Here is a 24,558-nt window from a genome sequence, read left to right as displayed (position 1 = left end):
GCCGTCCCGGGATCGCGTATCCGATCAGCGCGCCGGCCCTGCCCAGGGATCGACGACGACGATCCCGCGATCGGCGAAATCCCGGACGTTGCGCGTGGCCAGACGCGCGCTGCGGGAGGCCACGATGGCCTTCGCTTCCGCTCAGCGCGGCTTGTCGAGCTGCCAGGTCAGGTGGGCGCGCACCGTGGGCCATTCGGGTGCCGTGACGCTGTAGACGCAGGTGTCGCGCAAGGTGCCGTCGGCCATGCGCTGGTGGTGGCGCAGCACACCGTCGAGCTTGGCGCCCAGGCGCTCGATGGCCCGCCGGCTGGCGTGGTTCATGTAATGCGTGCGGAACTCGACCGCGAGGCAGCCGAGGTCGTCGAAGGCGTGCGCCAGCAACAGGCGCTTGGCCTCGGTGTTGAGCGGCGTGCGCTGGACGCTGGCGGCGTACCAGGTCGAGCCGATCTCCAGGCGCGGCCCCGCGGGCTCGATGTTCATGTAGGTGGTCATGCCGACCGGCCTGCCGCCGGGACCGTCCAGCACCGTGAAGGGCAGCATGGAGCCCGCCGCCTGGAGGCCGAGACGGCGGTCGATCTCGGCCGCCATCCGCTCCGGCGCGGGGACGATGGTGTACCAGAGCTGCCAGAGCGCCCCGTCCCGCACCGCCTCGGCGAGGGCGTCGGCATGCGCGTGCGACAGCGGGACCAGTTCGACTTGCCGCCCGGACAGGGTGACGGGATCGAATGTCATCGCTGCAACCTCACACGTTTCCAGCATCGGCATCCGCCGGACGCATCGCCGGACACATGGCCGGACACATGGCCGGACACATGGCACAGGCCGGCCCGGTGCCCAACCGGATCCCCGGCCGATCCCGCAGCGAAATCCGGGCCCAGGCGTTGACGGACGATCCTGTCCGGAGCCCCCGATGCCCGCGCCCCGCCGCCTCCTGCTCGCCCTCGCGCTGACCGCCCTGCCTCTCACGACGGCCGAGGCCGCGCCGCGCGACCGGGGCGACACCCGCTTCAAGACAACCTATTGCCGGCCGCCGCTGAAATACGCGGCCGGCGCCTGCGTCGCCCGCTGCCCGGCGGGCTTTGCTGATACCGGCCGGGTCTGCCGCTTCCGCACCATGAACCGCTGAGAACCGCTGAGAACCGCTGAACCGATCCTGTTGCGCGCGCCTCGGGCCTCTGACAAACCCGGGCTCTCGTTAGCCAGGACGCGATTCAGGACTGCCGCGCGTGAGCCAGACGCCCTCCGCCCTCGCCCGCCTGCTGCCCGGAATCGGGCGGCGCACGCTGGTGATGGGCATCCTCAACGTCACCCCGGATTCCTTCTCGGACGGCGGCCTGTTCGCGGGGGAGGCGGCGGCCCGCGGCCAGGCCGAGCGGCTCGCGGGGGAGGGCGCCGCGATCCTCGACATCGGCGGCGAGTCGACCCGGCCCGGCCACACGCCGGTCCCGGCCGCGGAGGAGCAGGCCCGCGTCCTGCCGGTGATCCGGGCGCTCGCCCCGACGCTCGCCGTGCCGATCTCGATCGACACCTACAAGGCCTCGACCGCCCGAGTGGCGCTGGAGGCGGGCGCGGCCATCGTCAACGACGTCTGGGGCCTGCAGCGCGAGCCCGACATCGCCCGGGTCGCGGCCGATCACGGCGCGCCCGTGATCGTGATGCACAACCGCGAGACGATCGATCCGGAGATCGACATCGTCGCCGACATGCTGCGCTTCTTCGAACGCTCGCTCGGCATCGCGCGGGCCGCCGGCATCCCGGACGCCGACATCGTGCTCGATCCCGGCATCGGCTTCGGCAAGAGCTGGGAGCAGCACCTCGAATCCCTGCGCCGGCTGCCCGAGATCCGCGCCCTGGGCTTCCCGCTGCTGGTCGGCGTCTCGCGCAAGTCGCTCCTCGGGCGCCTGCACGACCGCGAGACCCGGCCCGCCGACCGGATGCACGGCTCGCTCGCGGCCCACGCGCTGGCAGCGACCCTCGGGGCCGACATCGTGCGGGTCCACGACGTCGCCGCCCACGTCGACGCGATGCGCGTGGTCGACGCGGTGATGCGGCCGGAGACGCGCGCGTGAGCGATCATATCCGGGTGAGCCGGATCGCCGTCTACGGCCGCCACGGGGTGCTGCCCGAGGAGGCGCGGCTCGGCCAGCGCTTCTACATCTCGCTGGACGTTGAACTCGACCTCGTCGCGGCGGGCCGGAGCGACGACGTCGCCGAGACGGTCAGCTACGCCGACCTCGCGGCGATCGTCGTCGCGGTCGCGACCGAGCGGCGCTTCGCTCTGATCGAGGCGCTCGCCGAGACGGTCGCCGCCGAGATCCTGGCGGGGTTCCCGCGGATCCGGGCGGTCACGGTGGCGGTCGACAAGCCGAGCGCGCCGGTGCCGGCGATCCTCGACAGCGTCGGCGTCAGCATCACCCGCCAGCGGGAGGCGCGCCCGTGACGCAGGCCTATCTGGGGATCGGCAGCAATATCGGCGACAAGGCCGCGATGCTCGACGCCGCTGTGGCGGGCCTCGAAGCGCGCCCCGGCATCCGCGTCACCGCGCGCTCGGCCGATTACCGCACGCCCCCCTGGGGCGACACCGACCAGGACTGGTTCCTCAACGGGGCGCTCGGGGTCGAGACCGATCTCGACCCGCACGCGCTCCTCGACGCCTGTCTCGATGTCGAGCGCGCGCTCGGCCGGGTGCGCGAGCGCCGCTGGGGCCCGCGGGTGATCGACATCGACGTGCTCTCCTACGCGGGCGCGACGGTCGCCGACGAGCGCCTGATCCTGCCGCACCGCTTCGTCCGGGAGCGCGCCTTCGTGCTGGTGCCGCTCGCCGAGATCGCCCCCGACCTCGTCATCGGCGGCGAGAGCGTGACGGCGGCCCTGGCCAAGCTCGACCGCAGCGGCATCGAGCCGGTGCCGCGCGGCTGAGGACCGTCTCGCCCGCGTCGCGGGATGGGTCTATCCTGCCGCCTTCGAGCAGAGGGGGCAGGCATGAGCGAGAGCGACAACACCTTCAAGCGCGCGCCCAAGCGCAAGCCGCTGAAGGGCAAGTCGGTGGCGGTGTCGCCGGAGATGCGGCAGGCCTACGCCGACCTGATCAAGCAGCACGAGACCAAGCAGGAGACCTACGGCCGCCACCTGCCGCAGGAGGAGCCGCGGCGGCGCTGAGTCCCGCGCCTTGCCGGCTGCCGGCCCGGCGTTACAACCGACGCGCGAGAGCGGCGGGAGACAGCGCATGACGGGCGGCGGCATGACGGAGCGGGCCACTGGCCGACGCGGTTCGGTCTCGCCGGAATCCGGCGCGCGGCGCGAGAGCGTGCCGGGCCGGCCGTTCCGGATCTCGGCCGCCGCGCTTCTTCTCGCCCTCGGCCTCAGCACGGGCGCGGCCGCCCAGAGCGGTGCCCAGGCACCGGACGCGCCCCAGCAGGGCCGGGAGCTGACGGCGCACCGGCCGGAGGTCCCCTACGTCCACGGGCTGGTCGTGGCGGGCCACCCGCTCGCCTCGATGGCCGGCCTGCGGATGCTGATGCAGGGGGGGCTCGCCGCGGACGCGGCGGTCGCCACCATGGCGACGCTCGCCGTGGTCGAGCCCTGGGCCTCGGGCCCGGGCGGCAACGGCTTCCTCACCTATTTCGACAAGGCGACGGGCAAGGTCGAGAACCTCTCCTTCACCGGCGCGGCGCCCCTGTCCCTGCGGCCGGAGGCGATGACGCCCCGGGACCTCGACACTGGCATCAAGGCCTCGGTCGTGCCCGGCGCGTTCGGCGGCTGGATCGCGGCTCTGAAGCGCTCCGGCACGCTCAGCCTGCGCGAGGTGCTGGCGCCCGCCATCGACTACGCCCGGAACGGGCACCCGCTCGATGCGGGAATCGCCCGGACCATCGCGCGCTACAAGGCCGTCGAGGAGCATCCGACCTCCGCGGAGATCTTCCGGCCGGGCGGCAAGGCACCGGCCGGCGGGGACATCTTCCGCGACCTCCCGCTGGCGGAGACCTACCAGCGCCTGGTCGATGCCGAGCAGGCGGCGCTCGCCGCGGGCCGGAGCCGGGAGGAGGCGCTGCAGGCGGCCGACGACCTGTTCTACCGGGGCGCGATCGCCCGGGAGATCGCCGACTTCCACGCCGCCCACGGCGGCTATCTCGGCCTGGAGGATCTCGCCGCCTACCGGCCCCGCTGGGACGCGCCGCTGCACGTCAGCTACCGCGGCTACGACATCTACTCCTCGCCCCCGTCCTCCCGGGGCGGCGTCGAGACCCTGATGCAGCTGAAGCTCATCGAGGGCCTGCCCATCGGGCAGCTCGGGCACAACAGCCCCGAGGCCATCCACGCGCTGGCCCAGGCGATCCGGATCGCGAAATCCGACATCTACCACTACGTCGGCGACCCCCGGGAATTCGGCGACACCGCGACGCCCCTCCTGTCGGACGGCTACATCGCCGCGCGGCGCGCGCTGATCGCCAGCGGCGACGTCGCCACCGTGCCGGCCTTCGGGGACGTCGCGGCCCTGCGCGAGGGCGCGGCGCGCACGGCGCCCGGCGGCGAGGCGGTCGATCCGGACGGCCACACCACGAGCCTGTCGGTCATCGACCGGGCCGGCAACGTGCTGGTGGCGACGCCGACGCTCGGGGGCGGCTTCGGGACGGGCGTGGTGATCGGCCGGACCGGCCTGCTGCTCAACAACGGCCTCCGGCTCGGCTCCACGTCGCCGTACCGGGAGGATCGCGCCTACGTGAAGCCGGGTCGACCGGGCCTCCTGAACAATGCCCCGACCTTGGTTCTGAAGAACGGCGCCTACTACATGACGATGGGCTCGCCGGGCGGCGAGACGATCGGGCAGACGCAGTTCCAGGCCCTCGTCAACGTGCTCGATTTCGGCATGCCGATCCAGGACGCGGTCGAGGCACCCCGCTTCGCGCTCGCGGCGAAGCCGAACTTCTACAAGACGGGTTCGGAGATCACGCTGCAGTACGAGGGCCGGCTGCCGGCCGCGACTGTCGAGGCGCTGGCCGGCAAGGGCTACCGCCTGAAGGCGGTGCCGAGCTGGTCGATCGGCAGCAACCAGGGCACGCTGCTCAACGCGGCCTCCGGGAGCATCATGGCCGGCGCGGACCCGCGCCGGCAGCAATACGCGGTCGGCTGGTAGGGCAGGGCGCGTATTGGGCGGCGCCTAGCGCTTGCGCACGAACTCGGTGCGCAGGACGAGGCCCTTGATCGTCTCGTGCCGGCAGTCGATCTCCTCTGGGTCGTCGGTCAGGCGGATCGAGCGGATCACCGTGCCCTGCTTCAGGGTCTGGCCGGCGCCCTTGACCTTCAGGTCCTTGATCAGCGTGACAGCGTCGCCGTCGGCCAGCAGGTTGCCGGAGGCGTCGCGGACTTCCGGGCGCTGCGGGGACGCGGCGACCTCGCCGGGCGGGCGCCACTCGCCGGTCGCCTCATCGTACACGTAAGCGTCGTCGTCGCCGGCCAAGCTCAGGATCCTCGCTGCAGGGTGCGCCGCCTTGTCGCACCCGGGCGGTGCGGCGGCAAGCGGCCGGCGGGTATGACGGCTGCGTGGGGGTTGAGACCGCGCCTGTCGCACGGACCCGCAACCTTCGTTCTCGACGTCGGTCCTGCCGCACCGGCTGGCGCCGCCCTCGCCGGGGCCCCGATGCTGTTCGCAGCCAGTTCGATCAGCCCCGGACGCGGAAAGGCCCCCGCCTCGGGAGAAGCAGGGGCCCTTGGTCGTCAGAACCGGCGCGCCGGTCTCAGCGCTTGAGCGGCCCGGCCTCGATCACGTCCTCGACCGTGCGGAGCCCGGCGCGTGGGGAGTTGACGAGGCAGGCCATGTTGCCCGGCGGGTGCTGGTTCTTCCACATCTTGGTGTGGGCATGAGGGATCTTGTCCCAGGGAAAGACCTCGCTCATGCAGGGGTCGATGCGCTGGTCGAGCACGAACTGGTTGGCGGCCGACGCCTGCTTCAGGTGGGCGAAGTGCGAGCCCTGGATGCGCTTCTGCCGCATCCAGACGTAGCGGGCGTCGAAGGTGATGTTGAAGCCGGTGGTGCCGGCGCAGAACACCACCATGCCGCCGCGCTTCACCACCAGTGCCGAGACCGGGAAGGTCGCCTCGCCCGGGTGCTCGAAGACGATGTCGACGTCCTGCTTGCCGGTGATGTCCCAGATCGCCTTGCCGAACTTGCGGGCTTCCTTGGTCCAGGCGTGGTGCTCGGGGCTGTTGACCTTCGGCAGCTGGCCCCAGCAATCGAAGTCCTTGCGGTTGATGACGCCCTTGGCGCCCAGGCTCATCACGTAGTCGCGCTTCGACTCGTCCGAGATCACCGCGATCGCGTTGGCGCCGGAGGCCGCGCAGAGCTGCACGCCGAACACGCCGAGGCCGCCCGACGCGCCCCAGATCAGCACGTTCTGGCCCGGGCGCACCGTGTGGGGCGCGTGGCCGAACAGCATGCGGTAGGCGGTGGCGAGCGTCAGCGTGTAGCAGGCCGCCTCCTCCCAGGTGAGGTGCTTCGGGCGCACCATGAGCTGGCGCGACTGCACCCGGCAGAACTGCGCGAAGGAGCCGTCGCCGGTCTCGTAGCCCCAGATGCGCTGGGTCGGCGAGAACATCGGGTCGCCGCCGTTGCACTCCTCGTCGTCGCCGTCATCCTGGTTGCAGTGGATGATGACCTCGTCACCGACCTTCCAGCGCTTCACCTTGGCGCCGACCTTCCAGACGATGCCGGAGGCGTCCGAGCCCGCGATGTGGTACTCGCCCTTGTGCACGTCGAAGGGCGAGATCGGCTCGCCGAGCCCCGCCCAGACGCCGTTGTAGTTGATGCCCGCGGCCATGACGTAGACCAGCACCTCGTCGTCGCCGATCTCCCAGACCGGCAGGACCTCGAGCTGGTGCGACTGCTCCGGCGGCCCGTGGCGCTCGCGCCGGATCGCCCAGGCGTACATCTTGGCCGGCACGTGCCCGAGCGGCGGGATCTCGCCCATCTCGTAGAGGTCCTTGACCTCGGTACCCGTCTGCACCGCCGCGCTGGCTGCCATGGTCGTACTCCTCGTCGGTCCGGCGCGGTTCCTCTTGAAGAAGGCCGCGCTCTCGCTCCCCTGCGCTATAGCTGCGATGCGGTAGGCCTCCAAGTGGGCCTAAAGGCCAAGAGGGCAGGATAAATCACGTTTTCGGGCCGCGGCCGCTGTGCGCGCGGAGGGGAATCAAATCGAATTTGCCGAGCGCGGAAGAATTATTCCGACGATCGGCGCTATTCGGCGTCCGCCATGCGTGCCCGGTCCTGCCGCGTCGGCCCGAAATCTTGGTAGACCTTATACCAGAGACGGATCATCCGAGAGGACGCCCGGAGGAGGCTCCGGACACCGTCCGGGCGCCCGCGTAGGACCAATGTTGAAGAAAACGCGCGGGACCGGGCAAGGAAAGTCGATTCCGTCCCGGTTGAATCCGCTCTAGGCTGCGCCCCAAAGACGTGTCGGCCCCTCGCCCGCAGGCGAGGGATGGCCGCGCGACCAAGATCGGGAGCGGACGAGAATGAGCGGGCAGGCAGCCGTCGCCGAGACCAAGCCGGAGACCAAGCGCGACAAGCCGTGGATCATCCGCACCTATGCGGGCCACTCGACGGCGGCGGAGTCGAACAAGCTCTACCGGGGCAACCTCGCCAAGGGCCAGACCGGCCTCTCGGTCGCCTTCGACCTGCCGACCCAGACGGGCTACGACCCGGACCACGAGCTCTCCCGCGGCGAGGTCGGCAAGGTCGGCGTCTCGATCGCGCATCTGGGCGACATGCGGGCGCTGTTCGACCAGATCCCGCTCGCCCAGATGAACACCTCGATGACGATCAACGCCACGGCGCCGTGGCTGCTGTCGCTCTATCTCGCGGTGGCCGAGGAGCAGGGCGCGCCGCTCGCCGCCCTCCAGGGCACGACGCAGAACGACATCATCAAGGAGTACCTGTCGCGGGGGACCTACGTGTTCCCGCCGGCACCGAGCCTCCGGCTCACCAAGGACGTGATCCTGTTCACGACCAGGAACGTGCCGAAGTGGAACCCGATGAACGTCTGCTCCTACCACCTGCAGGAGGCGGGGGCGACACCGGTCCAGGAACTCTCCTACGCCCTCGCCATCGCGATCGCGGTGCTCGATACGGTGCGGGACGATCCCGATTTCGACCCCGAGACCTTCCCGGAGGTGTTCGGCCGGATCTCGTTCTTCGTGAACGCCGGCCTGCGCTTCGTCACCGAGATCTGCAAGATGCGGGCGTTCTCGGAACTCTGGGACGAGATCGCCCAGGAGCGCTACGGCATCGACGACCCGAAGCGGCGCATCTTCCGCTACGGCGTGCAGGTCAACAGCCTCGGACTGACGGAACAGCAACCCGAGAACAACGTCCACCGCATCCTCATCGAGATGCTGGCGGTGACGCTCTCCAAGCGCGCCCGGGCGCGGGCCGTGCAGCTGCCGGCCTGGAACGAGGCGCTGGGCCTCCCCCGGCCCTGGGACCAGCAATGGTCGATGCGGATGCAGCAGATCCTCGCCTTCGAGACGGATCTGCTGGAATACGACGACATCTTCGACGGCAGCCACGTGATCGAGGCGCGTGTCGAGGCGCTGAAGGCCGAGACCCGGGCCGAGCTGGAGCGGATCGGCGGCATCGGCGGCGCGGTGGCGGCGGTCGAGACCGGGCTCCTCAAGCAGGCGCTGGTCGAGTCGAACGCCCGGCGCATCGCGGCGATCGAGCGCGGCGAGCAGATCGTGGTCGGCGTCAACAAGTGGCAGCAGGGCGAGCCCTCGCCGCTGACGGCGGGCGAGGGGGCGATCTTCACCGTCTCCGAGACCGTCGAGATGGAGGCCGAGACGCGCGTGCGCGCCTGGCGGGCCGAGCGCGACGACCGGGCGGTCGGCCGGGCGCTGGAGGCGCTGGAACAGGCGGCGCGCTCGGGGGCCAACATCATGCCGCCCTCGATTGAGGCCGCCAAGGCGGGCGTGACGACGGGCGAGTGGGGGAGCCGGCTCCGCGAGGTCTTCGGCGAGTACCGCGCGCCCACCGGCGTGACGCTCCAGACCGTCTCGTCGGGCGCGGCCGAGGAGGCCAAGCTCCTGATCGCCGATCTCGGCGAGCGCCTGGGCGAGACGCCCAGGCTCGTCGTCGGCAAGCCCGGCCTCGACGGCCACTCGAACGGCGCCGAGCAGATCGCGCTGCGCGCCCGGGACGTGGGCTTCGACGTCACCTACGACGGCATCCGCCAGACGCCCTCCGAGATCGTCGCCAAGGCGAAGGAGACGGGGGCGCACGTCGTCGGCCTGTCGATCCTCTCGGGGAGCCACGTGCCGCTGGTGCGCGAGGTGCGGGCCAAGATGCGCGAGGCCGGCCTCGACCACGTGCCGGTCGTCGTGGGCGGCATCATCTCGCCGGACGACGAGCTGGTCCTGAAGAACATGGGCGTGCGCGCCGTCTACACCCCGAAGGACTACGCCATCGATCAGATCATGGTCGGGCTGGCCCGGGTGGTGGAGAAGTCGCTGGACGGGCGCCCGAAGGGCGAGGGCGCGCAGGCGGCGGGGCCGGTCTACTGAGGGCCGCTCGCGAAACGCCCGATCGCCGGGAGCCCGCCCGCCGCGCATGACGGCGCGGCGGGCGTCGTGCGCCCCGACCCCGTCCCCGCCCTTCACAGCCGCGCGGGAGTGTTACCACCCGCCCGGTAGCGGCCAGATTCGAAACGTTCTATACGGGCGCCAGGCTGCGCCGCGCGATCCCGGGTCGTCCAATTCGACCCTCGCGCACCTCCTGCTCGGGCACACCCGAGGCGGCGCGCGCTCCCGGGAGCGCAGTCCGGCCGAACACAGTCTTCGTGGCGCAGGATATGCCTGCGCGTGTTCGACAATCGCCAGCGAGGAAGACTCTAGCCGTGGCATCACTCGACAGCTTCAAGTCCCGCCAGACCCTGGAGGCCGGGGGCAAGACCTACACCTACTACTCGATTCCCGAAGCCCAGAAGAACGGCCTCGCGGACGCGGCCTCGCTGCCCTTCTCGATGAAGGTGCTGCTGGAGAACCTGCTGCGCTTCGAGGACGACCGTTCGGTCCGCAAGGCGGATGTCGAGGCGGCCGTGGCCTGGCTCGGCAACCGCGGCAAGACCGAGACCGAGATCGCCTTCCGCCCCTCGCGCGTGCTGATGCAGGACTTCACCGGCGTGCCCGCCGTGGTGGATCTGGCCGCCATGCGCGACGCCATGGTGGCGCTCGGCGGCGACCCGCAGAAGATCAACCCGCTGGTGCCGGTCGATCTGGTGATCGATCACTCGGTGATCGTGGACGAGTTCGGCACCCCGAAGGCGCTCGACGAGAACGTCGCGCTCGAATACGCCCGCAACGGCGAGCGCTACACCTTCCTGAAGTGGGGTCAGTCGGCCTTCGACAACTTCTCTGTGGTGCCCCCGGGCACCGGCATCTGCCATCAGGTCAATCTCGAATACCTGTCGCAGACCGTGTGGACGCGCAGCGAGGACGGCGCTGAGATCGCCTATCCGGACAGCCTCGTCGGCACCGATTCGCACACCACGATGGTCAACGGCCTGGCCGTGCTGGGCTGGGGCGTCGGCGGCATCGAGGCCGAGGCCGCCATGCTCGGCCAGCCGCTCTCGATGCTGATCCCCGAGGTCGTCGGCTTCAAGCTCTCCGGCAAGCTGCCAGAGGGCACCACCGCGACGGACCTCGTGCTCACCGTGACGCAGATGCTGCGCAAGAAGGGCGTGGTCGGCAAGTTCGTGGAGTTCTACGGCCCCGGCCTCGACGACATGCCGGTCGCCGACCGCGCCACGATCTCCAACATGGCGCCCGAGTACGGCGCGACCTGCGGCTTCTTCCCCGTCGACCAGAAGACCATCGACTTCCTGAAGGTCACCGGCCGCGCCGACGACCGTATCGCGCTGGTCGAGGCCTACGCCAAGGCGCAGGGCATGTGGCGCGACGCGGCCACGCCCGATCCGGTCTTCACCGACACGCTCGAACTCGACATGGGCGACGTGCAGCCCTCGCTCGCCGGCCCGAAGCGCCCGCAGGACCGGGTGCTGCTCGCCGACGCCAAGACGGGCTTTGCCGCCTCGATGGAGAGCGAGTTCAAGCGCGCCGCCGACATCGCCTCGCGCTACGCCGTCGAGGGCACGAACTACGACATCGGCCACGGCGACGTGGTGATCGCCGCGATCACGAGCTGCACCAACACCTCGAACCCGAGCGTGATGATCGGCGCGGGGCTTCTCGCCCGCAACGCGGTCGCCAAGGGCCTGACCTCGAAGCCCTGGGTGAAGACCTCGCTGGCGCCCGGATCCCAGGTGGTCGCCGAGTACCTTGAGAAGGCCGGCCTGCAGAAGCCGCTCGACGCGCTCGGCTTCAACCTCGTCGGCTTCGGCTGCACCACCTGCATCGGCAATTCGGGGCCCCTGCCTGCCCCGATCTCGAAGGCGATCAACGACAACGACGTGGTCGCGGCGGCCGTGCTCTCGGGCAACCGCAACTTCGAGGGCCGCGTGAACCCGGACGTGCGCGCGAACTACCTCGCCTCGCCGCCGCTGGTGGTGGCCTACGCGCTCGCCGGCTCGCTCCAGGTGGACCTCACCAAGGAGCCGCTCGGCAAGGGCAGCGACGGCCAGCCCGTCTACCTCAAGGACATCTGGCCCTCCTCGGCCGAGGTCGCCGCGTTCATCGAGGAGAACATCACCTCGGAGCTGTTCAAGAGCCGCTACGCCGACGTGTTCGGCGGCGACCAGAACTGGAAGGGCGTCGAGGTCACCGAGGCCGAGACCTTCGCGTGGAACGGCGGCTCGACCTACGTGCAGAACCCGCCCTACTTCGTCGGGATGGAGAAGGAACCCAAGCCCGTCACCGACATCGAGGGCGCCCGGATCCTCGGCCTCTTCCTCGACTCGATCACCACCGACCACATCTCCCCCGCGGGCAACATCCGCGCGGCCTCGCCGGCCGGCGAGTACCTGCAGTCGCATCAGGTGCGCGTGCAGGACTTCAACCAGTACGGCACGCGGCGCGGCAACCACGAGGTGATGATGCGGGGCACCTTCGCCAACATCCGCATCAAGAACCAGATGGTGAAGGACGCGGCCGGCAACGTGGTCGAGGGCGGGTGGACGCACTTCCAGCCGACCGGCGAGAAGATGTTCATCTACGACGCGGCGCAGAAATACGCCGAGTCCGGCACGCCGCTGGTGATCTTCGCCGGCAAGGAGTACGGCACGGGCTCGTCGCGCGACTGGGCGGCCAAGGGCACGAAGCTCTTGGGCGTGCGCGCCGTGGTGGCCGAGAGCTTCGAGCGCATCCACCGCTCGAACCTCGTCGGCATGGGCGTGGTGCCGCTGGTCTTCCAGGGTGACACGAGCTGGCAGTCGCTCGGCCTGAAGGGCGACGAGACCGTCACGATCAAGGGACTGGCCGGCGAGCTGAAGCCGCGTCAGACGCTGACCGCCGAGATCACGTCCGCCGACGGCTCGGTCAGGCAAGTCCCGCTGACCTGCCGGATCGATACGCTCGACGAGCTCGAGTACTTCCGCAACGGCGGCATCCTGCCTTACGTGCTGCGCTCGCTCGCGGCGTAAGGCGGACATAGGCCAAGCCGATGTGACGAGGGCCGCGCCGGGTCATCCGGCGCGGCCCTCGCGCGTTCAGGGGAGTGCGGTCGAGAAGGGAAGTCCGTAACGCCCTTGCTTCGGCGCCTTCACGCGGCGCGGTGGCAGAACGCGCGCGCTCTCCCTCCCCCCTCTGCGGGGGAGGGAGAGCGTCGTGGGGGCGCACGCCTCGTGGTCCCGGTCCCCTCTGACGGGCCGGGCTCCTCTCCGTCAGTCGATGTCCTCGACCGCCTCACCGCCACCGTAGACCCGCTGGGCGAGCGAGGCCTCCATGAACGGGTCGAGGTCGCCGTCGAGTACCTCGTCAGGGTCGGTCGACTGCGTGCCGGTGCGCAAGTCCTTCACCAGCTGATAGGGCTGCAGCACGTAGGAGCGGATCTGGTGGCCCCAGCCGATATCCGTCTTGGCGGCGGCCTCGGCGTTGGCCTTCTCCTCGCGCTTCTTCAGCTCGGCCTCGTAGAGGCGGGCGCGCAGCATGTTCCAGGCGGTTGCCCGGTTCTTGTGCTGCGAGCGCTCCTGCTGACAGGCCACCACGATGCCGGTCGGGTTGTGCGTGATGCGCACGGCCGAGTCGGTGGTGTTGACGTGCTGCCCGCCCGCACCGGACGAGCGGTAGGTGTCGATGCGGCAGTCCGATTCCTTGATCTCGATCTCGATCCGATCGTCGATGACCGGGTAGACCCAGACGGATGCGAAGCTGGTGTGGCGGCGCGCGTTGGAATCGTAGGGCGATATGCGGACCAGCCGGTGCACGCCCGACTCGGTCTTGAGCCAGCCATAGGCATTGTGGCCCTTGATCAGGAGCGTGGCGCCCTTGATCCCGGCCTCGTCGCCGTCAGTCATCTCGACCACGTCGACCTTGAACTTCCGGCGCTCGGCCCAGCGGGCGTACATGCGCTGGAGCATGTTGGCCCAGTCCTGGCTCTCGGTGCCGCCCGCGCCCGCATGGACTTCGAGGTAGGTGTCGAAGCCGTCGGCCTCGCCCGAGAGCAGGGTCTCGACCTGCCGGCTCGCGGCCTCCTTCTCGACGGCCCGGATGGCGGCCTCGCCCTCGCGGATCGAGGCCTCGTCGCCCTCCATCTCGCCGAGCTCGATCAGCGTGGCGCCGTCCTCGAGGTCGCGCTCCAGCTTCTTGATCGCGGTGACGGCCTCGTCGAGCTGCTGGCGCTCGCGCATGACCTTCTGGGCGGCCTCCGGATCGTTCCAGAGGTCAGGGTTCTCGGAAGCGGCGTTCAGCTCCGCGAGGCGTTTATCGACGGTGTCCCAGTCAAAGATGCCTCCTCAGCAGCCCTATAGACTGCTTGGCGGCATCCGAGGCTTGCTCGATCTCGGCGCGCATCTTGTGTTTCGCTTTTCGTGGCGGCGGTCCCCGCACGGGGCCGGTCCGGGGTGATACCGGCCACTGCCCCCGCCGTAAAGGATCGAGGCCGCGCCACCTCGGATCCCGGCTCCGGATCCCGTCCCTGCGTCGCCGCACCGCACGGATGATCGCGGCGCGGGGCCGGACGGGCAGGGCTGTGCGGCGTTGATCGCCCGACACACGCGCACGAGGAGACGCCCGATGGCCGAGACCGATCACGCCGAGACCTGGAAGGCGTTCAACGAGGCCGTGAACATGACGCCGGCCGCGCTGAGGAAGCACCTCGACAGCGAGGCGAGCCGCGAGGTCGGCCAGAAGACCGACGGGGACGAGTCGACCGGCCACGCGATGGGACGGCGCATCCTGGAGATCAAGGACAAGAAGAAGGCCGACCTCTCGGACGACGACTACGCGGCGATGCGCAAGGTGGTGGGCTACGTCCACCGGCACCTGAAGCAGGGCGGCAAGGCCCGCAACGACCCGGATTCGGCCTGGCGCATGTCGCTGATGAACTGGGGACACGACCCGCAGAAGGATTGAGCGTCGCACCGCACCGCTCTTCCCTCCCCGGCAGAAGGGGGAGGGAGACGACGCGCGTGTCAGCGCAGGGCAGCCCCAAGCGTCTCCGCGCGGTACGTCCCCGACCCGGCGGCAACCGTCTCCGCCTCCCGCAGCACGCCCGCATAGACCCCCTCCAGCCCGTCGAGATGGCGGTCGAGCGTCAGCGGGTCGGCCCAGAAGCGGTCGTAGGCCGCATCCGACATCGCCCGCGCCAGGGCGTCGTCGGCGAGGCGCCGCATCGCGTCGGCCAGCGCGTCGGCGCTCCCTGAGCGGAACCACAGCCCGGTGACCCCGTCCGCCACCGCCTCGCGGCCGGCGCAGACGTCGCTGACGATGACGGGCAGGCCCAGAGCCTGCGCCTCCAGCACGGTGAGCGGCTGGCCCTCGTACCAGACGGAGGGGAAGACCAGGGCGCGGGCGTCCCGCATCAGGGCGTGCACCTCGGCGGGCGCCTTCCAGCCGAGGATGCGGGCCTCGGGGTAGCGCGCCCGGATCTCGTCAGCCTGCGGCCCGTCGCCCACGAAGGTCGCGGGCAATCCGGCCCGGCGCGCCGCCTCGGCGAAGAGGAGCGGGCCCTTCTCGGGCGAGATCCGGCCGACGAAGACGAAGCCGCCGGGCGCGCCCGTCCGGCGCCCGAGCGGGGCGACGTCGACCGGGTTGCCGACCTCGGCGAAGCGGGTGTCGGCGGGCAGGTAGGGTGCCATCGCGGCCCGCTGCAGGCGGCTGATCGTGACGACCGCGTCGGCGCTCCGGGCGAGCCCCGTCCCCTGCATCAGCCAGTGCCGGCCGACCCGCATCAGCTTGCGGGCGTAGCTGCGGGAATCGCAATTGTGCGCGAGGCAGGCCGGCGAGCCGGGCTTGCGGTGGCAGGGGGCCGAGACGGGATAGTCGTAGAAGCCGCCGTTCGGGCAGGCGAGGTAGTACTCGTGCAGCGTGAACACCACCGGCAAGCCGCAGCCGCGCAGCACCGGTCCGATGGAGGGCGAGAGCGCCTTGGCCCAGCCATGGACGTGGACCACGCTGGCGCGCGGGTCGAGCCCGGCGAGCAGGGCCCGCAGGCGCGCGGCGGCCGTGCCGTTCCAGAGCCACTGCGCGCCGAACCGGGTGAGCGAGCGCGTGTTCATCACGTCGACCTGGTCGGTGAGAACCACCGCCACGCCGGCATCCGCGAGCCGGGGATCGGCCGGCCCCACCGCCGCGAAGACGGTGACAACGTGGCCGCGGGCGGCGAGCCCCAGCGCGCTCTCCACCACCACCTTGGCCTGTCCGCCGTTGATGTAGGCGTGGTCGGCCACCAGCACGATCTGCATGGGGTCGGCTCCTCTCCTACTTGCGCGCCACCACGTAGGCGAAGCTCGTGACGGCGCGCCAGTCGCGGGCGCGGGCGAGGCGGGTGAAGGCGGCATCGACTTGGCGGACGCCCGGGATCTTCCAGAAGTAGCTGTAGCCGTAGAACGGCAGCACGATCACCTCGCGGAACCCGATCTCGCGGAGCAGCGGCACCAGCGGCGCCTCGGAGCCGCGGCAGAGGTTGTAGTGGGCCGGGAATTTCGGGTTGTCGCCGTCGTCGTGCCGGTCCGGGAACAGGGTGTGGACGATCGCCCGGGACAGGCGCTCGGGCATCAGCTCGTTCAGCACGAAGGGCGGCGCGAACAGGGTCGGGAAGAAGCTCAGCGCCACGCCGCCCGGCGCCAGGATGTCGTGGACATTGCGCCACATCCGGGCGACGTCGGGCACGTGCTCCATCACCATGCGGCAATAGGCGAAGTCGAAGCGCTCGCGCCCGACGCGGTCCACCGTGTCGGGTGCGGCGATGTCGCAGCGCAGCTTGGCGAAGGCCGGCGGCGCCAGCATCAGCTCGTGCTCGGAGATGTCGTTGAGCGTCACCGAGAAGCCGTGGCGGCCGAGTTCGTCCGGCGTGAAGAGCGGGTCGCGCCCCCCGCCGATCTCGAGGTGCCGTCGCAGGCCGTAGCCCTGCGCCAGGGCCAGCACCATCGGCTTGTAGTTCTCCCAGGCCCAGTTCCAGTCCGAGGAATAGCCGAGCCCGTCGGCGACCGCCCGCAGGCCCTCCGGCGCTGGGGCGGCCGGGCAGGGGTCGCGGAAGGTCGGAGGCGGGGTCACGTGGACGGTCATGGGCACGGCCTTCGGCGTCTGATCGCCGAAGACTGGCCACGGGCGGCTCAACACTCCGCAAAGATCGAGGGTTAACGAAAAACCCTTCTCCGTCCGGCGCGCTACCGTCAGCCGAACTGCTCGCGCAGGATGCGCTCGTCGAGGCTGTGGCCGGGATCGTGCAGCAGGACGAGCTCGGTCGCCCGGTCGAGCCAAGTCTCGACGGTGCAGACCCGGCGGAACTCGGTGTGGTCGGCCACCGCCGCGACGGGGCGGTGGGCGGCGTCGAGCACCTCGACCCGGATGCGGGCGTAGTCGGGCAGGAGCGCGCCGCGCCAGCGCCGGGGACGGAAGGCCGAGATCGGGGTCAGCGCGAGCAGCTTGGCGTTGAGCGGCAGGATCGGCCCCCCGACCGAGAAGTTGTAGGCGGTCGAGCCCGCGGCGGTGGCGCAGAGCACGCCGTCGGCGATCAGCTCCTCCAGCCGCACCTGCCCGTCGATGGCGATCTTCAGCTTGGCGGTCTGGTGGGTCTGGCGCAGCAGGTAGACCTCGTTGATCGCCCGCGCGGTGTGGCCGCGCCCCTCGGTGTCGCGCGCCTCCATCAGCAGGGGATGGATCACGCTGCGATGGGCGGCCTCCAGGCGCTCCAGAAGGCCGTCGCCCCGGTACTCGTTCATCAGGAAGCCGACGGTGCCGCGGTTCATGCCGTAGATCGGCTTGGCGATGTCCATGAAGCGGTGCAGCGCCTGCAGCATCAGGCCGTCGCCGCCGAGCGCCACCACCACGTCGGCCTCCTCGGGGGGCACGTTGTCGTAGCGCCGCATCAGGGTCTCGGCGGCCTCGCGCGCATCCGGCGTCGGGCTCGCGATGAAGGCGATCTTCTGGAAGCGCATGCGCGTCGGATCCGCCCTCGTCCCCGGGTTGACGCCGGCGCACCGGCGCGCCTGAATCCCGGCGCCACCTGCCCGGTCCCATCCTCTGGGGAGAGCCATAGCATGGAGCGCGCGCTCCTCGTCTATACCACATTCGCCGATGCCGAGACCGCGCTCGCGGTCGGCGAGAGCCTCGTGCGCGACCGGCTCGCCGCCTGCGTCAACGTCCTGCCGGGGATGCGCTCGGTCTACGCCTGGAAGGGCGCGGTCGAGCGGGGCGCGGAGGTGGTGGCCCTGGTCAAGAGCCGCGAGGGGCTCGGGCCCGCGCTCGCGGCGGCGCTCAAGGCGCGCCATCCCTACGAGACGCCGATCATCCTGCACTTGGCCGTGGAGGGGGCCGATCCCGATACGCTCGCCTGGATCCTGGCCGAGACGGGCGCCGCCTGACGAGCCCACGCGGACGGCGGATCGCGGGCGAGGGCGCCGACTCGCCCCGTCCCCTTCGGATCCGGACAATCGAAGCGGCCTACGCCGCTGTTTCCCAACACGATAGCCGTGAAATTCAGCCAATTCCGATGATAAAAATCAAATAACCACGAGCTTTTTCTGAAATTTCGCTTGATAATTTTCCTGACGATCTGTACGTATCGATCCATCGGACCAGATCCTGTCGGCCCGCTCTCTTGCTCTTAATCGAGCGCCGAGTCCGGTTTTCCGCTTCCATCGACGTTTGATCGCCGCACGACCTGCGGCGCGCCCGTTGCACGCCGCGTCGCGCAACGCTCCGAAATACGCCCGCCGTGCCGCGCCCAGAGCCGACACGGCCTATGGACACCCATGCATTCCATCCCCGATCCGAGGCCCGCGACGGCACAGCTCCGTCCGCAGGCGACCGTGCGGCCCGTCTCCGGCCCGGCGCCGTGGAGGCCCCAATCCTGCGGCCTGTCCCGCGAAGAACTGCGCAGGATCGTCCTGGAGGCCATCGGCTGACCCTCGGGTCGCCCGAGACGCATCGACGATCCGACCAGACATCCTGACCAACATCCAGACCAGAGGAATTCCCATGACCATCGGCACCGTGAAGTGGTTCAACGGCACCAAGGGCTTCGGCTTCATCCAGCCCGAGGACGGCAGCAAGGACGTCTTCGTGCACATCTCGGCCGTCGAGCGGTCCGGCATGCAGACCCTCAGCGAGGGCCAGCGCATCGCCTTCGAGATGGAGACCGACCGCCGCACCGGCAAGCAATCGGCCGGAAACCTGAAGGCGGCCTGAGGTCGGCCTCCGGCTCCGCCTGAGCCTCGCCTCGGCGGAACCGACGCTTCGGGAGATCGCTCCGGCCGGAGCGGCTTCCCTCCTACTTTCCCATCCGCCGCGGGTGCGGTCCGTTCAGGGAGTCCACGTGGGTCAATTCAAAGAGAACCAACTCGTCGATCGTCTCGCCGCCGCCGCAAAGGCGCGGGAGGCCACCATCGCCCGTCTCCGGGCCCGGCCCGGGGCCGACGACCCGACCGTCCTCGCACGGCAGGCCGCTCGCCGGGCGATCGTCCAGGCCCGTGAGGTCAGGGTGGCGGAGCGGGAGGCGGCCCGCCAAGCCGCGGAGGCCCGTCGCGCCGCCGAGGCGGCCGCCGAGCTGGAGCGCCAAGCCGCCGAGGTCGCGCGCCTCGCCGCCGAGCGCGCCGAGCAGCAGGCACAACTCGCCGCCGCCCAGAAGGCCGCCCGCGACGCGCGCTTCGCCGCCCGGAAGGCCAAGGCCCGTCGCTGACCCGCCGCCGAGGAGCGGCACCCGCCCTCAGCCGAGATCTCAAGGAGGTCCGATGTCCCACAAGTTCAAGATCGGTCAGCACGTCAGGCAGGCCAGGATCGGCTACGCCGATGCCGGTGGCGTCCCGGGCGCTCTCTTCGTCGTGGTGCGCTTGATGCCGGAGGATCGGACGGGCGAGGTCTCGTATCGCGTCAAGTCCGCGGCCGGCGAGCGGGTCATGCGCGAAGGTGAGATGACGCTCGCCTCGTGATAAAGCCCGCTCTTCAGCCGGTTCCATTGCCGGGACAGGCTCGCAAAGCCGCGTCCCAGCACCCATTTACAATCGTTCCCTCCGCGCGATCCTGTGCCTTGGGCGTCGATGGAGGCCGGACATGGCACGCACACTCAACACAGGCCGGGCGTCGTCCGTCTCGACGGACGACTTCAACGCGCGCGTGAAGCAGCTCCTGGCCGACAAGCCGGACCCGCGCAGGCCCGACGACCAGCGCAAGAAAGCGCCACGCCGTTCGAAGCCCGAGCCGACGCAGCCGGCCTGAGAGGCGATTTCGGGCCCGTCCAGCCGACAGTCGTGGAACGGGCCACCAGGACGCCTCAGCCCGGCCATCGCGCACGGGATCGCGCGCGGAAAGCCGCGCTTGTCCCGGAGCGTCGGCCGAAACCCGCCGACGAGGCCCCATGCGTCTGACGCTCTCCCTTCTCCTCATCGCAGCCGTCGCGCTCTACGGCGCCTCGTTCCTGCAAGCCGCCGGCTCCGCGCCCTGAGATCCGTCCCCTGGCTGGAAGCGGGCGCGTCCCGCCCGGCGACGGGCACAGCCGGCCGACGGGCGGAGTGGCGCGGCAACCCGATTGTGCTGCTCGAACCCAGTGGGGGGCGCGCAGGCCGTACAGGCGCTGGGGGACGGCGCCGGCATCGGGCGTCCTAGCCGTAACGGGCGGCGCGGCCCGGCAGGAGGATCTCGACCAGGGTGCCCTCGTCCTTGCGGCTGGAGATGGAGAGGCGCCCGTCATTGGCCTCGACCAGCGCCCGGCTCAGCGGCAGGCCGAGGCCGGCTCCCGCCTGGGTACCGTCGAGGCCGCCGGCCTCGGGACGGCCGCGGAACGGCTCCAGCGCGAAGGCAATCTCCTCCGGGCTCATGCCGGTGCCGGTGTCGCGCACCCGCAGCGCCACGCCGCCGCGCTCGGCCGGGTTCGTCGAGACGATGACCTGCCCGCCCGCGCCGGTGAGCCGGATCGCGTTGCCGATGACGAGGCGCGCGGCGCGCGCCAGCGACGGCTCGTCCGCCTCCAGCGGCGCCAGGTCCTCGGCGAAGCTCGTGCGCAGCACGATCCGGCCGCGGGCGGCCTCGGCCTGCATCTCGGCGACGCAAGCCGCGACGAGGTCGTTCAGCGGCAGGGGCCGGCGGCTCATGGGCAGCCCCCCGGTCTCGACGGTGGCGAGGTCCACGAGGTCGGCGACGAGGCCGAGGACCTGCTCGCCCGAGGCTCGGACATCGCTGAGATAGGAGCGGTAGCGGGCGTGGCCGAGCGGCCCGTAGGGCTCCTTCAGCATCACGTCGACGAAGCCCAGGATGCCGGTCAGCGGCGTGCGGATCTCGCGGTCGAGCTGGGCGAGGAAGCGGGCCACGAAACCCGGGCCCTCCGGCGGCGGCGGCTCCGGCCGCAGCAACAGCGCCCGCCGCCCCGCGCCGAGGGCGGCGGAGTGCAGGGCGAGACGCCGGCCATCTATCGCGATCGCGCCGTCCGGGCCCTCATCCGCCCCGGGCAGGAGGTCGCCGAGCGCCGCGCCGCGCGCGGCGCGGGGGTCGCGGCCGAGGAGATCCGCCGCGGCCCGGTTGAGCGCCAGGACCCGGCCCGCCGCATCGGCCACGACGACCCCCTCGGCCACCGCGTCGAGGGCGGCGCCCAGGGTGTCGGCATCGGCGCCGGGCTCGGCTTCCCGGCCCGGGAGCGGCAGGGCGGGCCGAGTGGCGGGCGCAAGAGCCGGCCCGTCCGACGTCGCCTCCGCGAGCGGGCGGAGCAGCAGGCAGGCGGCCGGCCCGCCGGGCCAGGGCATCGCGCCTTGGGCGAGCGCGACGGTCCGGACGGTGCCGTTCCGGGTTTGCAGGGCCCGCGTCGCGCCCTCCGGGAGCGGATCGGGCAGCGGGGCCGGGAACAGCCGCGCGAGCCCCGCCGCCCGGAGCGCGGCGAGATCCGGGTAGCCGGCGAGATCGAGGAAGGCCCGGTTGGCCGCCAGGATCTCGGGTCCGCGGAGCAGGAGGAGCGGGCCCGGCACCCCGTCGAGCAGCGCCGCCGGCTCCGGCTCGGGCCGGGCGGTGGGGGCGGCGAACGAGAAGGGCATCACCGCACCCCGCTCGGCCGGGTCGGCGGGCGCTCCCTCGGAGGCCGCGTCCACCGCGTCGCCCGCGTAGCGCACGCCGAGCGCGCGCGCGATCTCCCGGAAGGCGTCGTGCTCGCTCATCGAGAGCGCGGATGCCGGTGGTTCGGCCTCCTCCGCCACGGGGTCAGGCTCCGGCCCGTCCTCCGGACGATCCGCGATCATCGGCGCGGGATCCAGCGTCGCCGCAGGGTTGGCCGCCGCAGGCACGGGCGCCTGCACGGCGGCCGGCTCTTGGACAGGCCCTTGGACAGGTTCTTGGACAGGCCCTTGGACGAGCCCTTGCGCAGGCACCGGGTCGGAGATCCGGGCGGGCGGGCCGAACCAGTCCTGCCGGAGCCAGGCGGCGAGGAGCGGGGCGGCCATCGTGGCCATCGCGACCGTGTCGGCGCCCAGGCCCGGACCGAAGGGCGGGGCCAGCGGGTAGGACGCGGCGAGGGCATCCGGCTCTCGGGGCACGGATGCGGGCTCGGCAGGCTCGAGGGCAGGCTTGGAGACGACCTCGGCCAGGTCCTCTGTCTCCGCCGCGCCCGCGGCGTCCCGGTGCCCGACCGCGTCCTCCCGGACCGCGGTCGCGGCCGCGCCGGCGACGGGCGTCTGGGGCGCCGCCGCGGCACCGTCGGCCTCCCGTTTGCCAACGGCGCGCACGATGCCGAAGCCGCCGTAGCCCTGGAAGGCCTGGCCCGGCCGGCCGAGGGGGGCGCCCGACAGGTCGGCGGCGACCGCGAGGCCGTCGTCGAGCGCGAGGACAGCCCCGAGCCCGCGGAAGGTGCGGCGCTGCGCCAGCGCGTCGAGGAAGGCGGCAGCCTCGTCGAGCCGGCCCGAGCCGGCGAGGTCGGCCCAGGACGCGCCGACGAGGCCGGCGAGTGCGTCGCCCCCGCCGGAGACCTGGGTGAGCGCGTCCGCGGCGTCGCTCCGCCAGAGGAAGCGGTCGCCCGGGCGCGGCGCGTCCGGCTCCGAGGCGGTGGGCGAGGGGACGGCCGAGGGCGGCGATGGGTTGGGATCTTCGTCGGGCGACGCGGCCGGAGCTGCGTCGGGCACCCGGACCGGAGCGGGCGCGGCGCGCAGGGCCGGCAGCGTTCCGATCACCGCCAGCAGGATCAGGCCGCTTCCGTCCGCCGCCCGGCCCTGCACGGCGCGGCAGAGGGTCGGCGGCGCGATCCCGCGCGGATCGAGGCGCAGGCGCAGCATCCGGGGACCGCGCCCAGCCTCGACACCCCGGCGGATCTGCCGGGCGATGGCGGGCGGCAGCGCACCCTCCGGCGCGAGGGCGCGCACGAGGCCGCTCGCGCCGGGCTCGGCGCGCAGCACCCGCGCACCGTCCTCCGCGAGCACGAGGCGGGCGCCCCCGGCGCTGGGCGGCTCGCCGTCCCAGGAGTCATCCCAGTTGGTATCCCAGGCGGCGTCGGGTGCCGGCACGGTCCCAGAGCCGCTGCTGTCCCTGTCGTTCAACCCTGCGCCCCCGGCCATCCGGCCCCGTTTAGCGGCAAAAATCTGACGTCGGCAGTCTTTCTTAGCGCCCCGGCCCGGCCGGCCGCTGGACACTTCAATGTCGCGTCACACGTTTACGTCATGTCAACCTTAATGGCGCTGCCCGCGTGGGGCCCGGGGGCTGGCATTTGGCGGCGCACGTGCTATTGTGCACTGCACAATGCGTCCTGGCAGGACGTCCTGAGGACGCGAATCAAGAGGAGACGACATGAGCACCAACCCGACCTACGAAGTGCCGACCGAGATGCGCGACTTCGCCGAGAAGAGCGTCGAGCAGGCGCGCAAGGCCTTCGACAGCTTCATCGGCGCCGCCCGCCGCACCGCCGACACTGTGCACGGCTCCGCGGAACTCGCCCGGACCAACGCTCAGGACGTCTCCGCCCGCGGCTTTGAGTACGCCGAGCAGAACGTGAACGCCGCCTTCGACCTCGCCCAGAAGCTTGTGCGCTCGCGCGATCTCCAGGAGGCGATGCAGCATCAGGCCGAGTTCGTCCGCAGCCAGTTCGCGGCGATCCAGTCGCAGGCCAAGGAGTTCAGCGGCCTCGCCCAGAGCGCGATGCAGCAGGGCGCCGAGCGCGCCAAGAGCGCCATGCAGGAGAGCGCCGACCAGGCCCGCAAGGCGATGGAGCAGGGCGCCAACGCGGCCCAGCAGACCGCCCAGGACGCGCAGCACGCCGCCCAGAACACCGCCGAGAAGTCGGGCTACTGAGCTCAGGCGGCCGCGCACCGCGCGGCCTCGACGAACCATCGACGGCCCGCCCGTTCCTCCGCGGCGGGCCGTTCCACGTCCGGAACGCCCGCACTTTCGCCCGTATTGCCGCGAAGACGGGTTCCGGACCCGGCGCTTCCGCCGGTGCAGGATGGAGAGAGCCATGCGGCAGATCCGCGGATTCGGTCTCGCGACCGGCGCGCTCGCCGGACTTCTGGCGGCCGGGAGCGCGCAGGCGCAGTATTACGACGCGCCTCCGCGGCGGGGCACCTACGAGGATCGCCCCTACGCGCCGCCGCCGCCGCCGCCGCGCCGGGCGGTCGGGCTCAATTGCGACGCGGTCCAGCGCGGCCTGACCGGGCCGCAGCCCTTCTCCTGCCCGCTGCCGGGCCCGCGCCCGCTCGGCGCGCGCTGCTTCTGCGACCTGCCGCTCGCCCCGCTGAGCGCGCCTCAGACCGCCGTCGGCCGCGTGGTGCCCTGATCGGCGGAACGCCGCACGCGGTGCGGTATCCTTCCGCCGCCGGGCTATCGCAAGCACATAACGGGTGTCGGACACTCACAACACCCACCCTCCTGTGCGGGGGAGGGAGAGCGGCTGATGTCAGGGCACGGTGACCGTCCGTACCTGAAACGAAAAACGGGACGGCTCCCGCCGTCCCGTTTCGAGGCCTCGCCCTAGCGGCCGAGGAAGATGGATGC

At 71.5% G+C, this 24,558-nt stretch carries 24 protein-coding genes; 16 read left to right on the top strand and 8 right to left on the bottom strand.

What is annotated here, in order from left to right; translation table 11 throughout:
• Nucleotides 1–141: 141 nt before the first annotated feature.
• Nucleotides 142–732 carry a GNAT family N-acetyltransferase gene (locus DK427_RS18570; RefSeq protein ID WP_109952558.1) on the bottom strand — a complete coding sequence of 197 codons (591 nt, stop codon included), beginning with the start codon at nt 730–732 and terminating at the stop codon, nt 142–144.
• A 178-nt stretch (nt 733–910) separates the two neighbouring features.
• Between DK427_RS18570 and DK427_RS18565 the strand changes: the two genes are divergently transcribed.
• The 6 genes from DK427_RS18565 to DK427_RS18545 all read left to right on the top strand — a co-directional run bounded on the left by DK427_RS18565 (nt 911) and on the right by DK427_RS18545 (nt 5,134).
• Nucleotides 911–1,126, top strand: coding sequence for a hypothetical protein (locus DK427_RS18565; protein WP_109952557.1), 216 nt, complete (start codon nt 911–913; stop codon nt 1,124–1,126).
• A gap of 163 nt (nt 1,127–1,289) precedes the next feature.
• The gene (gene folP / locus DK427_RS18560; protein ID WP_109954259.1) at nt 1,290–2,069 is read left to right on the top strand and encodes a dihydropteroate synthase; all 780 of its coding nucleotides are present in this window, start codon (nt 1,290–1,292) and stop codon (nt 2,067–2,069) included.
• Nucleotides 2,066–2,440 carry a dihydroneopterin aldolase gene (folB, locus tag DK427_RS18555; protein WP_109952556.1) on the top strand — a complete coding sequence of 125 codons (375 nt, stop codon included), beginning with the start codon at nt 2,066–2,068 and terminating at the stop codon, nt 2,438–2,440. The genes folP and folB overlap by 4 nt, the downstream gene beginning before the upstream one ends.
• Nucleotides 2,437–2,919, top strand: coding sequence for a 2-amino-4-hydroxy-6-hydroxymethyldihydropteridine diphosphokinase (folK, locus tag DK427_RS18550; protein ID WP_109952555.1), 483 nt, complete (start codon nt 2,437–2,439; stop codon nt 2,917–2,919). Before folB ends, folK begins: the two co-directional genes overlap by 4 nt.
• A 63-nt stretch (nt 2,920–2,982) precedes the next feature.
• On the top strand, nt 2,983–3,159 hold the full coding sequence (locus DK427_RS26760) for a hypothetical protein (protein ID WP_204165189.1): 177 nt from the start codon (nt 2,983–2,985) through the stop codon (nt 3,157–3,159).
• 67 nt (nt 3,160–3,226) lie between these two features.
• Nucleotides 3,227–5,134 (top strand): gamma-glutamyltransferase family protein, encoded by a 1,908-nt coding sequence (locus DK427_RS18545; RefSeq protein ID WP_109952554.1) that lies wholly within the window; start codon nt 3,227–3,229, stop codon nt 5,132–5,134.
• A gap of 24 nt (nt 5,135–5,158) precedes the next feature.
• On the opposite strand, the gene DK427_RS18540 is transcribed toward DK427_RS18545, so the two are convergent.
• Nucleotides 5,159–5,458 carry an alkylphosphonate utilization protein gene (locus DK427_RS18540; protein WP_109952553.1) on the bottom strand — a complete coding sequence of 100 codons (300 nt, stop codon included), beginning with the start codon at nt 5,456–5,458 and terminating at the stop codon, nt 5,159–5,161.
• A 277-nt stretch (nt 5,459–5,735) separates the two neighbouring features.
• Complete coding sequence (ccrA, locus tag DK427_RS18535; RefSeq protein ID WP_109952552.1) at nt 5,736–7,019, bottom strand: crotonyl-CoA carboxylase/reductase; 1,284 nt, start codon at nt 7,017–7,019, stop codon at nt 5,736–5,738.
• Between the two features lie 493 nt (nt 7,020–7,512).
• Between ccrA and DK427_RS18530 the strand changes: the two genes are divergently transcribed.
• Both DK427_RS18530 and acnA read left to right on the top strand, forming a co-directional pair.
• A complete protein-coding gene (locus DK427_RS18530; RefSeq protein ID WP_109952551.1) occupies nt 7,513–9,555 on the top strand; it encodes a protein meaA in 2,043 nt (680 codons plus the stop codon).
• A gap of 332 nt (nt 9,556–9,887) precedes the next feature.
• Entirely contained in the window at nt 9,888–12,587 is a 2,700-nt protein-coding gene (acnA, locus tag DK427_RS18525) for an aconitate hydratase AcnA (protein ID WP_109952550.1), read from the top strand.
• 240 nt (nt 12,588–12,827) lie between these two features.
• Here acnA and prfB read toward each other — a convergent pair.
• A protein-coding gene (prfB, locus tag DK427_RS18520; protein WP_109952549.1) for a peptide chain release factor 2 occupies nt 12,828–13,956 on the bottom strand; the annotation gives its coding sequence in 2 pieces (ribosomal slippage) (nt 12,828–13,886 and nt 13,888–13,956; 1,128 coding nt in all).
• Between the two features lie 222 nt (nt 13,957–14,178).
• Between prfB and DK427_RS18515 the strand changes: the two genes are divergently transcribed.
• Nucleotides 14,179–14,517, top strand: a complete 339-nt coding sequence (locus DK427_RS18515) for a DUF3140 domain-containing protein (protein WP_109952548.1) — start codon at nt 14,179–14,181, stop codon at nt 14,515–14,517.
• Between the two features lie 59 nt (nt 14,518–14,576).
• Here DK427_RS18515 and DK427_RS18510 read toward each other — a convergent pair whose 3' ends face one another.
• From DK427_RS18510 to DK427_RS18500, 3 genes are all read right to left on the bottom strand, one after another.
• Nucleotides 14,577–15,848, bottom strand: a complete 1,272-nt coding sequence (locus DK427_RS18510; protein WP_109952547.1) for a glycosyltransferase family 4 protein — start codon at nt 15,846–15,848, stop codon at nt 14,577–14,579.
• A 16-nt stretch (nt 15,849–15,864) separates the two neighbouring features.
• The gene (locus tag DK427_RS18505) at nt 15,865–16,671 is read right to left on the bottom strand and encodes a class I SAM-dependent methyltransferase (protein ID WP_109952546.1); all 807 of its coding nucleotides are present in this window, start codon (nt 16,669–16,671) and stop codon (nt 15,865–15,867) included.
• Between the two features lie 107 nt (nt 16,672–16,778).
• Nucleotides 16,779–17,543, bottom strand: coding sequence for an NAD kinase (locus DK427_RS18500; RefSeq protein ID WP_109952545.1), 765 nt, complete (start codon nt 17,541–17,543; stop codon nt 16,779–16,781).
• A gap of 102 nt (nt 17,544–17,645) precedes the next feature.
• Between DK427_RS18500 and cutA the strand changes: the two genes are divergently transcribed.
• The 5 genes from cutA (at nt 17,646) to DK427_RS26755 (ending at nt 19,821) form a co-directional block, all read left to right on the top strand.
• Complete coding sequence (gene cutA / locus DK427_RS18495; RefSeq protein WP_109952544.1) at nt 17,646–17,969, top strand: divalent-cation tolerance protein CutA; 324 nt, start codon at nt 17,646–17,648, stop codon at nt 17,967–17,969.
• Between the two features lie 616 nt (nt 17,970–18,585).
• Nucleotides 18,586–18,795, top strand: coding sequence for a cold-shock protein (locus tag DK427_RS18490; RefSeq protein ID WP_109952543.1), 210 nt, complete (start codon nt 18,586–18,588; stop codon nt 18,793–18,795).
• Nucleotides 18,796–18,922: 127 nt separating this feature from the next.
• Nucleotides 18,923–19,285 (top strand): DUF6481 family protein, encoded by a 363-nt coding sequence (locus DK427_RS18485; protein ID WP_109952542.1) that lies wholly within the window; start codon nt 18,923–18,925, stop codon nt 19,283–19,285.
• 52 nt (nt 19,286–19,337) lie between these two features.
• The gene (locus DK427_RS18480; protein ID WP_109952541.1) at nt 19,338–19,535 is read left to right on the top strand and encodes a hypothetical protein; all 198 of its coding nucleotides are present in this window, start codon (nt 19,338–19,340) and stop codon (nt 19,533–19,535) included.
• Nucleotides 19,536–19,656: 121 nt separating this feature from the next.
• On the top strand, nt 19,657–19,821 hold the full coding sequence (locus DK427_RS26755; RefSeq protein ID WP_204165187.1) for a hypothetical protein: 165 nt from the start codon (nt 19,657–19,659) through the stop codon (nt 19,819–19,821).
• Nucleotides 19,822–20,204: 383 nt separating this feature from the next.
• Here the strand turns inward: DK427_RS26755 and DK427_RS18475 are convergent, their stop codons facing one another.
• Entirely contained in the window at nt 20,205–23,078 is a 2,874-nt protein-coding gene (locus DK427_RS18475; protein WP_162559832.1) for a sensor histidine kinase, read from the bottom strand.
• A gap of 280 nt (nt 23,079–23,358) precedes the next feature.
• Here DK427_RS18475 and DK427_RS18470 point away from each other — a divergent pair, with 280 nt between their 5' ends.
• Together DK427_RS18470 and DK427_RS18465 are read left to right on the top strand one after the other, a co-directional pair.
• Complete coding sequence (locus DK427_RS18470; protein ID WP_109952539.1) at nt 23,359–23,859, top strand: phasin; 501 nt, start codon at nt 23,359–23,361, stop codon at nt 23,857–23,859.
• 163 nt (nt 23,860–24,022) lie between these two features.
• Nucleotides 24,023–24,340: a hypothetical protein gene (locus DK427_RS18465; RefSeq protein ID WP_204165186.1), complete on the top strand. Its 318-nt coding sequence runs from the start codon at nt 24,023–24,025 to the stop codon at nt 24,338–24,340.
• Nucleotides 24,341–24,558 lie beyond the last annotated feature (218 nt).

Source organism: Methylobacterium radiodurans, assembly GCF_003173735.1.
Classification (GTDB): Bacteria; Pseudomonadota; Alphaproteobacteria; order Rhizobiales; family Beijerinckiaceae; genus Methylobacterium; species Methylobacterium radiodurans.
Note: the sequence above shows the minus strand (reverse complement) of the source record. Positions and strands in the feature narration are given on the sequence as shown.